Here is a 14,101-nt window from a genome sequence, read left to right on the forward strand (position 1 = left end):
CGCATCCGCGCCGGTCCGGATGTCGGTTACCCGTCGTACGGGCGGGGGATGAGCACTTCCGGCGAAGTCCTCTTATGTCTCCAGCCGTGCCGCCAGTTCCCCGGGCAGCGCGTCCCGGTTCTGCGCCGTCACGTGGACCAGTTCGATGCCGGCGCGCTGCTTGAGAGCGTCGGTGAACGGGGCGTGGCGCGCGTGGACGGTGGCGACGACGTCGATGTCGGCGGTGAGCAGTTCCTCCACGGCCGCCCGGAACGCAGAGCTGGCGAGCTCCATGCCGCCCAGCTCGTCGATGAGCGCAAGAACCCCGGCCGCCGGGCCCGGTGACAGCGGGGCGAGGGCCGAGAGGGCCAGTTCGTCCATGACGCGGAGGTCGACACCGTACCGGCCGATGCGCGGCGGCCCGGGAAAGGTGACATGCGCGAGTACGGCCCGCCTGCCGTCCAGCGTCTCCAGCGCGAATCCCACGCGGGCGGCGCCCTCCCGGATCTCCTCCGTCGTGAAACCGACGGGCGTACGGGTGCGCAGCAGGGAGGCCAGTCGCCGCACGGCGGTCGTCTTGCCCACGCCCGGCCGTCCTTCGAGCAGGATCCTGGTCGGCATCGCGTCCTCCGGGAGTGCGTGCAGGGAGCCGTCCCCGCGATCCTCGCGCGGGCGAGGCCGCAGAGGTGAGGCGACGCTCCGGCTGCGCGGCCTCCCCTCGCCAACCCGGGCGCGGGGTACGGGCTCGGCGGACAGGGGCCGTGCCCACCTCTCCTCTTATTGCACATATATTGCAGTTGCGAGGAAAAAGCAGAGGGAGACGTGCTGTGGGTGCACCGGTGGTGCTGGGAATCGAGTCGTCGTGCGATGAGACGGGCGTGGGCATCGTGCGGGACGGGAAACTGCTCGCGCACGTGGTGGCGTCGAGCATGGACGAGCACGCGCGGTTCGGCGGGGTGGTGCCCGAGATCGCCGCCCGGGCGCACCTGCACTCCTTCAACCCGGTCGTGCGCCAGGCCCTGGACCAGGCCGGGATGCGGCTGAGCCGGATCGACGCCGTCGCCGTCACCACCGGCCCCGGCCTGTCCGGCGCCCTCCAGGTGGGACTGTCCGGCGCCAAGACCCTCGCCTACGCGGCCGGGGTTCCGCTGTACGGCGTCCACCACCTGGCCGGGCACGTCGCCGCCGACACCCTCGAACACGGCCCGCTGCCCGAACCGTGCGTGGTGCTGATCGTCTCCGGCGGCCACACCTCCCTGCTGCTCGTACGGGACCTGGTCCGCGAGCCGATCCTGCACCTGGGCGACACCCTCGACGACGCGGCGGGGGAGTGCTTCGACAAGGTGGCCCGCATCCTCGGCCTGCCGTACCCGGGCGGCCCCGCCATCGACCGGGCGGCACGGGAGGGCGACCGGAAGGCCGTGGCCTTCCCCCGCCCGCTGACCCGGCCCGGCGACGACCCGTACGCGTTCTCCTTCTCCGGCCTCAAGACCGCGGCGGCCCGCTGGGTCGAGGGCCACCGGCTGCGCGGCGAGGAGGTCCCGGTCGCCGACGGGGCCGCCGCCCTCCAGGAGGCCGTGGCCGACGTGCTGACCCGCAAGGCGCTCGCCGCCTGCCGCGCGTACGACGTCAGGACGCTGATCGTCGTCGGGGGAGTGGCGGCCAACTCCCGGGTCCGCGCCCTGGCGGAGAAGCGCTGCGCCTCGGCCGGGATCGAACTGCGCGTCCCGCCCATGACCCTGTGCACCGACAACGGCGCGATGATCGCCGCCGTCGGCGACCTCCTCGTCCGCTCCGGCGCCGAACCGGCGCCCCTCGACGTGTCGATCGACCCCTCGGCTCCGCTCGAGTACGCGGCCCTGACCCCGCTCGCCCGGTCGGCCGTCCGGGCAGCGTGATCCCTTCCGGCCCCCGGCGCCCCGGCCCCGCGCATCGGTCCGCGTGGCCGCCCCCCGTCCCCTGCCCGCCGGCCCGCACCGCCGTCCCCCGTCCCGTCCCAGACCCGCGCCTGAGATCCGAGCAACGGAGCAGCACACCTTGCGTACCGCCGACATCCGCCGCAGATTCCTCGACTTCTTCGCCGAACGCGGCCACACCATCGTCCCCAGCGCCCCGCTGCCGACGCCGGACCCGACCCTGCTGTTCGTCAACGCAGGCATGGTTCCCTTCAAGCCGTACCTGACCGGGGAGCAGGCGGCGCCCTGGCCGCGCGCCACCAGCGTGCAGAAGTGCATCCGCACCCTCGACATCGAGGAGGTCGGCAGGACCACCCGGCACGGCTCCTTCTTCCAGATGAACGGCAACTTCTCCTTCGGGGACTACTTCAAGGAAGAGGCCATCGGCTTCGCCTGGGAGCTGTCGACGAAGGCGCAGGCCGAGGGCGGCTACGGCCTCGACCCCGACCGCATCTGGGTCACCGTCCACCACTCCGACACCGACGCCCGCGGCATCTGGCGCGAGGTCGCCGGGCTGCCGGACGCGCGGATCGTGGCCCGCGGCGACGAGGACAACTTCTGGTCCATGGGCGTCCCCGGCCCGTGCGGGCCCTGCTCCGAGCTGTACTACGACCGCGGCCCGGCGCTCGGCCGCGAGGGCGGCCCGGCGGTCGACGAGGACCGCTACATGGAGTTCTGGAACCTGGTCTTCATGCAGTACGAGCGCGGCGAGGGCGCCGGCAAGTCCGGCTACCCCATCCTCGGCGAACTGCCCCGCCGCAACATCGACACCGGCATGGGCCTGGAGCGGATGGCCACCCTCCTCCAGGGCAAGGACAACCTGTACGAGATCGACGAGACCCGCCCGGTCCTCGACCGAGCCGCCGAACTCGCCGGGGTCCGCTACGGCGCCGACGCACAGGCCGACGTCCGCCTGCGGGTCGTCGCCGACCACGTCCGCACCGCCCTGATGCTGCTCGCCGACGGCACCGCACCCGGCAACGAGGGTCGTGGCTACGTGCTGCGCCGCATCCTGCGCCGGTCCGTCCGCTCCATGCGCCAGCTCGGCTTCCACGACCCGGCCCTGCCCGAGCTGATGACCGTGGCCCGCGACTGCATGGCCCCCGGCTACCCCGAGGTCACCGAGGCCTTCGCCCGCATCGTGGACCAGGCGTACGGCGAGGAGGACGCCTTCCGCGCCACTCTCAAGCAGGGCACCACCGTGCTCGACACCGCCGTCTCGAAGGTCAAGGCGGAAGGCGGCCGCTCGCTGCCCGGCAAGCAGGCCTTCCTGCTGCACGACACCTACGGGTTCCCCATCGACCTCACCCTGGAGATGGCCGCCGAACAGGGGGTCGAGGTCGACCGCGAGGGCTTCACCGCGCTGATGAACGAGCAGCGCGAACGGGCCCGCGCCGACGCCCGGGCCCGTAAGTCCGGCGGCGCCACCGACACCGGCGCGCTGCGCACCGTCCTGGACGCCCACGGCCCCACCGAATGGCGCGCCTGGGAGACCCTGACCACCGAGTCGAAGGTGCTCGCCGTCCTCGGCGCGAACGGCCCGGTGCCGGCCGCCCGTGAGGGCGAGATCGTCTCGGTCGTCCTGGACCGCTCCCCGTTCTACGCCGAGTCCGGAGGCCAGGACAGCGACGCCGGCCGCATCTCCGGCAGTTCGGCCGAGGCCGAGGTCCTCGACGTCCAGCGCCCGCTGCCCGGCCTGGTGGTGCACCAGGTGCGCATCACTGCCGGAGAGCTCGCCGCCGGTGACCCGGTGGTCGCGGCCGTCGACCCCGAGTGGCGCCTCGGGGCCCGTCAGGCCCACTCCGGCACCCACGTCCTGCACGCCGCGCTCCGCGAGACCCTCGGCCCGACGGCCCTGCAGTCCGGCTCGTACAACCGGCCCGGCTACCTGCGCCTGGACTTCCCCTGGCGCGGCGCCCTCTCGCAGAGGGTCCGCAGTGAGATCGAGGAGGCCGCCAACCGCGCCCTGCGCCGCGACCTGCCGGTCGGCGTGCGCTGGATGCCCCTGGCGGAGGCCAAGGAGCTCGGCGCGCTCGCCCTGTTCGACGAGACGTACGGGGAGCAGGTCCGGGTCGTCGAGATCGGTGGTGCCTGGTCCCGGGAACTCTGCGGCGGCACCCACGTCGACCACGCCTCCCAGGTCGGCACGGTCGCCCTGACCGCGGAGGCCTCGGTCGGCGCCGGCATGCGCCGCCTGGAGGCCGCGGTCGGCGTCGAGGGCTTCGGCTACCTCGCCCGGGAACGCGACCTGGTCTCCCGCATCGCCGAGCAGCTGAACGCGCCCCGCGCCGAACTCCCCGAGAAGATCGCCGGCCTCCTGGACCGCCTCAAGGCCGCGGACCGGGAGAACGCCCGCCTCAAGGCGCGGGCCACCGCGGCTCAGGCCGCCGAACTGGCCGGCCGGGCCGTGGACGCGGGCGGCACGCTCGTCGTCACCACCACTGCCGACGGCACCACGGACGAGGCCCGCGCCCTGGCCCTCGCCGTCCGCGACCGCCTCCCGCAGGGCCGGCCCGGCGCGGTCGCCGCCGCCACCGCGTCCGGCGGACTGGTCCTGGCCCTCACGGCGCCGGCCCGGGAAGCCGGGCTGAACGCCGGCGCGCTGGTCAAGCAGCTCCTGGGCGGCCGCGGCGGAGGCTCTGCGGAGATCGCCCAGGGCGGCGGCATCCCCGCCGAGCGGCTGAACGACGTCCTGGCGGAACTTCCCCGCCTCGTCGGCGGCCACTGAACCGCTGACCGCTGACCGCTGACCGCTGACCGCTGACCGCTGACCGCTGAGCCGAGGGGAGCGTGTGCCGGCCGGTCACGCGCTCCTCACGGCCCCGCGCAGCAAGGTGCGAGCGCCCTTCTTGGCGAGATTTCTCCTGTGCATGGCGACTTGACGCCTCACCGTGCGCGGGTCGTCAGTCCACTCTTGTCAGCTATGACTGCTGCCGATGGATATCTTGACGACGCGATCACGGACTTCTCCCGCCGACTCGTCGACGTGGACGGGGTGGTGAAGACGGTCTACGTCGCGGGCTCCGGGCCGGCCGTCGTCCTGATGCCGGAGATGCCCGGCATCAGCCCCGACGTCCTCCGGCTGGCGAGGTGGGTGCGGGATGCGGGCTTCACCGTCCACGTCCCCTCCCTCTTCGGGGTTGACGGCGCCTACCCCACGGCCGAGGCCGGTGAGAAGACCGTCCGTCGTGCGTGCGTCAGCGCCGAGTTCCGTGCGTTCGCCGGGGGCGGCACCAGCCCCGTCACCGTATGGCTGCGCGGGCTGGCGCGCCGGGCCCACGCCGAATGCGGCGGTCCGGGGGTCGGCGTGATCGGGCTGTGCTTCACCGGCAACTTCGCCCTCACCATGGCGATGGAACCGGCCGTCATCGCGCCGGTGGTCAACCACCCGTCACTGCCCTTCGACGATCCCGCGGGGCTGGAGATCAGCGACGAGGACGCGCGCGCGGTCCGGGACCGCATCGCGCGCGACGGGCTGAAGGTTCTCGCCTACCGCTTCGACGACGACCGCTGGTGCACCGGCCGGCGCTTCGCCGCCTACCGGGCGCTCCTCGGCGACGCCTTCGACGGCCGCGTCCTTCCCGGAAGCTCCGCCAACACCGAGCCTCCCCCGTTCTTCCGCGACGTGGTCGGAACCCCTCACAGCGTCGTCACCGCCCACCTCGTCGACGAGGAGGGACACCCCACGCGGCAGGCCCGGGACGAGATCCTCGCCTTCCTGACCGAGCGTTTGAGCCTGTCTGAAGGCTCCGGGACGACAACCGGCTGAGCGGCATGCCCCGCTGGAGCGCTGTTGTCAGGTGAGGGGCCCGGCATGCTCCAGCCAGTGGCGGAGACCGTGCGGAAGGCCGCGGACGGCCTGCTCGTACAGCTCCAGGTCCTCCCCGGTCACGGTCTCCTGCCACTGCCCGCTCACGCCGCGGTGGAAGAACCACGCCCCGCTCTCTGCTCCGCCCTGTGGTCCCCTCGCCACGGGCGCGAGGTGGCTGCTGTCCGCACGCATGGCCTCGAAGCGGCAGGCCGCGACCAGTCCGGGCCAGACCTCCTCGGGGAGGTCCAAGCCCAGGCATGCGGCCACGTGCCGCATCTGGCCTTCCAAGTCGTCCAGCAGGTTCTGGTAGTGGAGCAGGAACACACCGGATTCGTGCCGCACCTCCCACCAGGACAGCATGTGGGTGGTGAACCTTTCCAGATGAACCGCGCCGTCGCGGCCCATCGGCTCACCGGAGAAGAGCGCCTGCCAGAAGGCCCGCGGATCGCTCGGCAGAGGACCGTGTACCCCGGTCCGGTGCATGTGGTGGTGGTAGGACAGCGCTACGTCACGCAGGTCCCGGAAGACCACGAGATACGACACCGTGCGGGGCAGCGGCGGCAGCCCGTCCGCGGGAAGGTGCGACTTGACGAACCGTCGGTGATCCTGGGCTTCCAGGCGGGCCAGGACGGTGTCCAGATCGCTGTCGGCACGCAGGTGTTCCAGCCATGGCGAGACGCTCCGCAGCGGGCCGGGCAGCCCGGTGTGCCCGAAGACCAGGCATGCCGTGATGCGCTGCATCCAGGTCGTGCCGCACTTCGGCGGCGTGCTGATGATGATGTCGTCCGAGCGTGGCCGGAATCGGTCCCAGCGGGTGCTGTCGGACACCGGCGTGCGATACGTGCGTCGGCGCGGCGAGGGGTCCATACCTGTCTTGTAGCTCAGGGCGGGCGGGGCTGCCGTTCGTCTCTTCGTCGTCAGTGGGCGTTGACGGTCACCCGCCACTGGAAGGTGAGGTGCCGGCACCGGTGCTGCGGGCGGGTGGACGTGCACGTGCGCTGGGCGGTGATGTCGCTCTGACCGGGTCCGTCGACACGGATGTCGGCGGTGGCGCCCCCGTCCGGGGTTTCATGACCCTCCGTCCGGGTGAGGACGTCGGCCGAAGAGACCACGGGCGTGCTCCACGTCCACTTCTCGCCATTGCCCTGGATGGGGCGGAGGCGGACGCTGATCTGATCGCCGGTGGGGAGGTTGAGAGTTCGCCCATGAGAGGTATTGGTCAGCGACGTGGTGGCGAGCACCGCTGCGTCGGCGTCCGGGGCCGCGGACGGAATGACCAGTGCGGTGGTGAGAGCGGTGAGGGCGAGCAGGGTCCTGCCGAGCATGATCGGTCCTCCCCCTGGGACACATGACGTTGTGGCGTCAGCGTAGGAGCCGCCCGGCGGCCCGGTTCCGGGCCCGTCCACCGTTCACCCGAAGGGGAGAATGACCGCACGTCATCGCGAATGCCGCGCTGTGAGGTGCTCGCCGCCGGAAGGTGAGAAGCGCGGCGGGTGGCGCGTGCGGCAGACTGCGCGGATGTTCGAGATGCATCCTGTCCTGGAGGTCTTCCCCTCCGAGGGCTTCACCCTGTGGCCGGTGGCCGAGTTCGATGACTACGGCTTCCTGCCGCTCACCGGTGCGCTCGTTCCTGCCGAGGTCGGAGCGGCGGTGATGCGTATCGCCGCCTGTAATGACGTCGACCCGGAAGGGGACGGCCGTCCGCCGCGGCCCGGCGATCCGGTCGGCGCCTTCCTGCACGGGCTCTTCACCATGGACGTGCTGTTCGCCGCCGGCGGCCTGCGGGTCACCGACACCGCGACCGGCGTCACCGTGCTGCCCGGCTGCTGCAGTGGACTGGAGGACTGGCGCGACGGGTTCGGGTTCGTCGACGGCAGCGCCCCGTTCGACCTCGGTCATGACCCCGGCCCCCTTGTCGAGCGCTGTGGCGACCTGATCCGGCTGACTGCGGACACGGAGGCGGACGACAGCCCGGTCATCGAACTGCCCGTCGCCGAGTGGCGCCGCCTGCTCGCCGACGTGGAGCGCGACCTCGCCGACTTCCTTCGGCTGGCTGCCGGATGGGCCGGGCGGCATCTGCCGGATCATGCGGCTGCGGTTGCCGCCGCCCTTGCCCGGGCCCTGAGCATGCCCGCACCGGTCGTGTCGTCGGAGCGGCCGGTCGTGTCGCCGGAGCGGTAGGAGACCGGCGCCCTCTCGGCGCCCTCGTCGCGGCGCCCGGCAGCGCTGCGTCGGGGGACCGGTGCGCGCCATTTTGATCGATCATCGATCATTACTGCCGGGTAACCGTTGACTGCATCAACTTGCCGCTCCTAGCGTGGACTGACGGAAACAAGGTTTCGTAACACGGAATCTGCTGCCATCCCCCGTCCCCCACCCCGGGATCGTGAAAGAGGATCGCCCGTGTCCCAGCTTGACCAACTGCCCGACAAGGACCCGTCGGAGGTCGCCGAGTGGCGCGAGTCCCTGGACTCCGCCGCCCGGTTCGGGGGAGCCGACCGGGCGGCGTACCTGCTGCGCCGTACGCTCGAACACGCCGAGCGGACCGGGCTGGGCCTCCCTCCGCTCCTGGAGACCCCTTACGTCAACACCATTCCGACCTCCGCCGAGCCCGGCTACCCGGGCGACGAGGCGCTGGAGGCCCGGATCACCGCCTGGAACCGCTGGAACGCGGCCGCCATGGTCACCCGCGGCAACCAGCGCGCGGGCCTGGGCGGCCACATGGCGACGTTCGCCTCGGCGGCCTGGCTCTACGAGACGGGCTTCCAGCACTTCTTCCGCGGCAAGGAAAGCCTGGGGGCACCCCCGGCGGTAGCCGGGGGAGGCTCGGGCGACCAGCTCTACGTCCAGGGCCACGCCTCCCCGGGCATCTACGCACGCGCCTTCCTGGAGGGCCGCCTGACGGAGGGGCAGCTGGACCGCTTCCGGCAGGAGGCCGGGGGAGACGGGCTGCCCTCCTACCCGCACCCGCGCCGGCTGCCCTGGCTGTGGGAGTTCCCCACCGTCTCCATGGGCCTGGGCCCGCTCTCCGCGATCTACCAGGCGCGGTTCAACCGCTACCTGGAGCACCGCGGCATCAAGGACACCTCGCAGTCGCGCGTGTGGGCCTTCCTCGGCGACGGCGAGATGGACGAGCCGGAGTCCACCGCCGCCCTCGCCCTCGCGGGCCGGGAACGGCTCGACAACCTGACCTTCGTCGTCAACTGCAACCTCCAGCGCCTGGACGGGCCGGTCCGCCCCAACTTCAAGATCGTGCAGGAGCTGGAGGCCCAGTTCCGCGCCGCCGGCTGGAACGTCGTCAAGTCGCTGTGGGGCACCGCCTGGGACGCGCTCTTCGCGCAGGACGCCGGGGGCGCGCTGGTGCGCCGCCTGCGCGAGGTGCCGGACGCGCAGTTCCAGACCTACGCCACCGCGGACCCGGCCTACCTCCGCGAGCACTTCTTCGGCCCCGAAGGCCCCGGCTCCCCGCTGCACACCCTCGGCGCGGGCATCTCCGACGCCCGGCTCCTGGAGCTCTTCCGGACCTCCCGCGCCGGCCACGAGCCGCGCAAGGTCCACGCCGCCTACCGGGCCGCCGTCGACCACAAGGGCGCGCCGACCGTCGTCCTCGTGCAGACCGTCAAGGGCTACACGCTCGGCCCGGGCTTCGAGTCGCGCAACGCCAACCACCAGATGAAGAAGCTCACGGGGAAGGAGTTCCGGGCCATGCGGGACCTGCTCGACCTCCCGATCCCCGACAGCGCCCTGGACGGCGGGATGGTCCCCTACGCCCACCCGGGCGAGAACTCCCCGGAGGTGCGGTACCTGCGCGAGCGCCGCGCGGCGCTCGGCGGCCCGGCCCCGGCCCGCAAGGTCGTCGCCAAGCCGCTGCCGGAGCCGCCCGCCAAGCCCTTCGAGGCCCTGCACAAGGGCTCGGGCCGCCAGGAGATCGCCACGACCATGGCGTTCGTCCGCCTGGTCAGGGAGCTGATGCGGGACGAGGAGACGGGCCGGCGCTGGGTGCCGGTCGTCCCCGACGAGGCCCGCACCTTCGGCATGGAGTCGCTCTTCCCCTCGGCCGGCCTGTACTCCCCGGCGGGCCAGACCTACGACCCCGTCGACCGCGACCAGCTCCTGTACTACAAGGAGGCCGAGGACGGCCAGATCCTCAACGAGGGCATCACCGAGGCGGGCTCACTGGCCGACTTCACGGCGGCCGCCACGTCGTACGCCACGCACGGCGAGCCGATGATCCCGTTCTACATCTTCTACTCCATGTTCGGCTGGCAGCGGACGGCCGACCAGTTCTGGGCTTTGGCGGACCAGTTGGGCCGGGGCTTCGTCATCGGCGCCACCGCGGGCCGCACCACCATGACGGGCGAGGGCCTCCAGCACGCCGACGGCCACTCGCACCTGATCGCCTCCACCAACCCGGCGGCCGTCTCCTACGACCCGGCGTTCGCGTACGAGATCGCGGTCATCGTCCGCGACGGCCTGCGGCGGATGTACGGCCCCGACGCCGAGGACGTCTTCTACTACCTCACCGTCTACAACGAGACCAAGGTCCAGCCGCCCATGCCCGAGGGCGCGGAGGAAGGCATCCTCAAGGGCCTCTACCGCTTCAAGGAAGCCACCGGCGCCCGGGACGGCGCCCCGCGCCTGCAGCTGCTCTCCTCCGGCACCGCCGTGCACTGGGCTCTGGACGCCCAGCGGCTGCTGGCCGGTGACTGGGGCGTGGCCGCCGACGTGTGGTCCGCGCCCTCCTGGACCGAGCTGCGCCGCGACGCCCTGTCCTGTGACGCGGCGCGGCTCAGGGGCGAGGACCGGGTCCCGTACCTGACCCGGGCGCTCCACGGCGCGCAGGGGCCGGTCGTCGCCGTCAGCGACTGGATGCGGGCCGTCCCCGACCAGATCGCCCCCTGGGTCGAGCAGGACTGGACGTCCATCGGCACGGACGGTTTCGGCCTCTCCGACACGAGGGAGGCTGCGCGGCGTCACTTCGGGGTCGACGCCGAGTCGGTCACGGTGGCGGCGCTCGCGGCGCTGGCCCGCAGGGGCGATATCAAGCCGGAGACGGTGCGCGAGGCCGCGCGGCGCTACGGCCTGGAGGGCTGAGCCCACCCTTGCGCAGGAGGCGGTGAAGGCCCGGCGGACGCCGGGCCTTCACGTGTAAGCAGGGGAATATTTCCCCGCCGTGCGACCGGAGGTAAGTGCCGGGCACAGGATGGCGATCCGGTTTTTCAACTTCCTTGAAAAACCGGTTCCGTGGCCGGTAAACCCATGGGGGGAATTATGGCCTCCGTCACTGTGGAACCTCGTTCGGACCTGGTGAGGTGATCCTTACCCGCCCGGGTACGACATCGCTTCTCACCAGGTGAGTTGAGGGGGAACGGCTCCATACGCATACCGGAAATCCTGTGAGCCGATTGCCGGAGCCCCCGCCGCCGCACCGACCGTCCCGGTCTTTCGCGCGCACCTTTTGCCGATGCCGAACGCCGCCCGTAGAGCGGGTTTTGTCCACCACACACCGGAGTAGCAGTGTTGAAGAAACGAACCATCGCCGTGGTCGGCGGCGGCGCCGCCTGCACCGCATTCCTCGCCGCGTACGCCCGGCGGCTGTCGGGCGACGTGGCCGGCGCGGCGGCCGATGTCATCGTCTTCGAACCAGGGAAGAGTTTCGGCCCCGGCATCGCCTATGCCGAGGACGCCGACACCGCCTTGCTCAACCGGCCCTATTCCGCCATGTCCGTGGACTACGGCGACCCCGGGCAGTTCCGCCGCTGGCTCTACCGGCAGGCTTCCGCCGGTGAGGGCGGCGACCCGCAGGCGCGGCGGACGCCGCGTTCGCACTTCGTCTCCCGCTCGCTGTTCGGCCAGTATCTGGAGAACGTCTTCTGCCAGTCCCGGGAGGACCTGCGGCTGCTCGGCGCGCAGGTGACTCTCGTGCCGTCCGCCGTCGTCGACCTGGCCGTGGAGGCCGGAGGGGCCGGGGGGAGCGACGGGCACGTCCTGACCACCGCCGACGGGGAGCGCTTCGTCGCCGACGAGGTGGTCATCGCGTTCGGCTCCATCGCGCCGTCCGATGTCTACGGGCTCGCCGGGACCGCCGGATTCGTCGCCCAGCCCTACCCCCTCGTCAGCTCGCTGGACGAGGTCGACCCGAGTGCGGAGGTGCTCGTCCTGGGGGCCGGGCTGACGGCCATCGACGTGGCCGTCGTCCTGGCGGACGCCGGACAGGAGCGCCGGATCACCCTCGCCTCGCGGTCCGGCAGGATCCCGGACGTCCGCACCGACCTCGGCACCGGCGAGCTGCCCGAGCTCCTGGCCGGCGCGAGCCGGCTGCTCGCCCGTGGCGGCGTCAGCCTGCGCGGCATCCATGAACTCGTCGACTCCGCTTTGCGGCTGGGCGGAACGAGCATGCGCGAGGCCCTTCTCCCGTACACCGATTCCTGGTCCGCGCCCGAGCTGATGCGCCACCGGCTGGAGAATCCGCTGCCCGGCGGCCTCGCGCAGCGCTGCGTCGGCGCTCTCACCCCGTTCTACTCGGAGCTGTGGCGGTCCCTTCCGGAGGCGAGCCGGCGCCTGTTCCTGCGGGACCACTACCGGACGTACAACTGCCTGCGCAATCCGATGCCGGTGACCAACGCGCACCGGCTGCTCGGCCTGCACGAGGAGGGCCGGCTCGGCTTCGCCAGGGGCATCACCCACGTCACGGCCGCTGCGGGCGGCGGTTTCACCGCGTCCTTCACCGACGGGCGCACCGGGCACTACGACGCGGTCGTCAACGCGGTGGGGCGCACGAACAACACGGCCGCCGCGTCCGCTTCCTCCCTGACGTCCCGGCTGGTGCGCAACGGCACCTTCGTCTCCCACCCGCTGGGCGGCATCCGGGTCGACCCCGAGACCAACCAGGTGCGGGGTTCCGCGGGAGCGGCGTTCCCCCGGCTCTACGTGCTCGGCGACCTGGCCTCGGGGGAGCACTTCCACGTGAGCTCCATGGAGCTGGTCGCACGGCAGGCCGCCAAGGTGGCGGCGCAGCTCGTACCGGCCTCGGACCGTCTCCTGGTGGGGGCCGTCGCGTGAAGCAGGCCGGACTGCCGCGGGGGCTGGCCGTCTGCTTGATGTCACTGGTGTTCGTGCCTCAGCTGGCGCTCGCCGCCTACGTTCCCGCGCTGCCCGCCATCGGCAGGTCGTTCGGGGTCGGGCCGGGCAGCACCAGCAGCTCACTGGTCGGCTACATGGCGGCGTACGCCGTGTGCATGATCCTCACCGGCAACCTGGCGGACCGTTACGGCTCCAGGCGCATCCAGCTGACCGGGCTCGTCATCTTCACCGGTGCGTCCCTGCTGTGCCTGCTGGCCCCCGGGTACGGGGTCTTCGTGGCGGGCCGGGTGCTGCAGGCGCTCGGCGCCGGTACGGGCACGGTGATCTCCCGGCTGTGGGTGCAGCGGGCGTTGCCCAAGGAGCAGCGGCTGCCCATGCTGACGGCGCTGTCCACGGTGATCGCGGTGACCCCGGCCGCGTCGCCGCCGCTGGCGGGCCTGGTCGTGGAACACACCTCCTGGCGTGCGCTGTTCGCCTTCATGGCCGTGCTGGGCGCGGTCACCGTCGGCGCGGTCGCCAGGCTCCTGCCGGCGGACGGCGGCGCCGAGGCCGGGGCCGCGGGCACCCCGGCCGGTTCCGTGCGGCCGCCGGGAGGCCTCGCCGGGCTGGCCCGGGCGTACCGCACGGTTCTCGCCAACCGTGACTTCACGGTGTTCGCCGGTGCCATCAGCCTCGCCTGGTGCACCTACTTCACCTTCACCACCTACTCCAGCGACCTCCTCCAATTGCAGCTGGGCGCCTCGCCCACCGTCTACGGAGCGCTGTACACGCTGGTGATCACGGGGTACGTGGCGGGCAGCACCACGGCGAAGCGGCTGGGCAGGACGCGCTCGCTGGAGTTCATCGCGCGCACGGCCGCCGCGGTGGCGGCGGGCACCGCCTTGCTGATGCCGGTCACGGTGCACCTGTGGCCGGGCAGCACGCTGAGCATCGTCCTGCCGATGGCCGTGTGCATGCTCGGCGTGGGCGCGCTGTTCCCCACCTGCCAGGCCGGGATGATGCGGTACGAGGGCGAGTACGCCGGAGCCGCTTCGGGGCTGTTCTTCTTCCTGCAGATGGCGTCGGGGGCCTGCTACACCGCTCTGACCGGCATCCCGGGGTCTCCTGACGCCCCGATGCTCGCGCTGGCGATCGCCCTGCCCGCCCTGGTGCTGTTCCTGCTGTGCGTGTTCGCCTTGCGGGCCCGGCCGCCGGCCGGCCGGGAGGCTGCGGCCGTCCGCAGCGCGGGGCGCGTGACGTCGGGCAGCTCTTGATCGGTCGCTTCCCCGGCCGC

At 72.2% G+C, this 14,101-nt stretch carries 10 protein-coding genes; 7 read left to right on the forward strand and 3 right to left on the reverse strand.

Features of this window, described 5'->3' with window-relative positions; all coding sequences use genetic code 11:
- Positions 1-72: 72 nt before the first annotated feature.
- On the reverse strand, positions 73-600 hold the full coding sequence (locus tag NQU55_RS14955; protein ID WP_168094774.1) for a nucleoside-triphosphatase: 528 nt from the start codon (positions 598-600) through the stop codon (positions 73-75).
- Positions 601-806: 206 nt separating this feature from the next.
- Between NQU55_RS14955 and tsaD the strand changes: the two genes are divergently transcribed.
- The 3 genes from tsaD (at position 807) to NQU55_RS14970 (ending at position 5,703) form a co-directional block, all read left to right on the forward strand.
- On the forward strand, positions 807-1,877 hold the full coding sequence (gene tsaD, locus NQU55_RS14960; RefSeq protein ID WP_256790668.1) for a tRNA (adenosine(37)-N6)-threonylcarbamoyltransferase complex transferase subunit TsaD: 1,071 nt from the start codon (positions 807-809) through the stop codon (positions 1,875-1,877).
- 139 nt (positions 1,878-2,016) lie between these two features.
- A complete protein-coding gene (alaS, locus tag NQU55_RS14965) occupies positions 2,017-4,662 on the forward strand; it encodes an alanine--tRNA ligase (protein ID WP_168094773.1) in 2,646 nt (881 codons plus the stop codon).
- A 195-nt stretch (positions 4,663-4,857) separates the two neighbouring features.
- Positions 4,858-5,703 (forward strand): dienelactone hydrolase family protein, encoded by an 846-nt coding sequence (locus NQU55_RS14970; RefSeq protein ID WP_256790669.1) that lies wholly within the window; start codon positions 4,858-4,860, stop codon positions 5,701-5,703.
- Between the two features lie 27 nt (positions 5,704-5,730).
- Here the strand turns inward: NQU55_RS14970 and NQU55_RS14975 are convergent, their stop codons facing one another.
- Positions 5,731-6,573: a sulfotransferase domain-containing protein gene (locus NQU55_RS14975; protein ID WP_256790670.1), complete on the reverse strand. Its 843-nt coding sequence runs from the start codon at positions 6,571-6,573 to the stop codon at positions 5,731-5,733.
- Positions 6,574-6,662: 89 nt separating this feature from the next.
- Positions 6,663-7,070 (reverse strand): hypothetical protein, encoded by a 408-nt coding sequence (locus tag NQU55_RS14980; RefSeq protein WP_256790671.1) that lies wholly within the window; start codon positions 7,068-7,070, stop codon positions 6,663-6,665.
- A 193-nt stretch (positions 7,071-7,263) separates the two neighbouring features.
- Between NQU55_RS14980 and NQU55_RS14985 the strand changes: the two genes are divergently transcribed.
- From NQU55_RS14985 to NQU55_RS15000, 4 genes are all read left to right on the forward strand, one after another.
- Positions 7,264-7,926 (forward strand): hypothetical protein, encoded by a 663-nt coding sequence (locus tag NQU55_RS14985; protein WP_256790672.1) that lies wholly within the window; start codon positions 7,264-7,266, stop codon positions 7,924-7,926.
- Between the two features lie 222 nt (positions 7,927-8,148).
- Positions 8,149-10,839 carry a pyruvate dehydrogenase (acetyl-transferring), homodimeric type gene (gene aceE / locus NQU55_RS14990; protein ID WP_256790673.1) on the forward strand — a complete coding sequence of 897 codons (2,691 nt, stop codon included), beginning with the start codon at positions 8,149-8,151 and terminating at the stop codon, positions 10,837-10,839.
- 426 nt (positions 10,840-11,265) lie between these two features.
- Positions 11,266-12,807, forward strand: coding sequence for an FAD/NAD(P)-binding protein (locus NQU55_RS14995; RefSeq protein ID WP_168095584.1), 1,542 nt, complete (start codon positions 11,266-11,268; stop codon positions 12,805-12,807).
- Positions 12,804-14,081 (forward strand): MFS transporter, encoded by a 1,278-nt coding sequence (locus NQU55_RS15000; protein ID WP_256790674.1) that lies wholly within the window; start codon positions 12,804-12,806, stop codon positions 14,079-14,081. Before NQU55_RS14995 ends, NQU55_RS15000 begins: the two co-directional genes overlap by 4 nt.
- Positions 14,082-14,101: the final 20 nt, after the last annotated feature.

Origin of the sequence: Streptomyces telluris (assembly GCF_024519335.1) — a bacterium.
Lineage (GTDB): Bacteria > Actinomycetota > Actinomycetes > Streptomycetales > Streptomycetaceae > Streptomyces > Streptomyces telluris.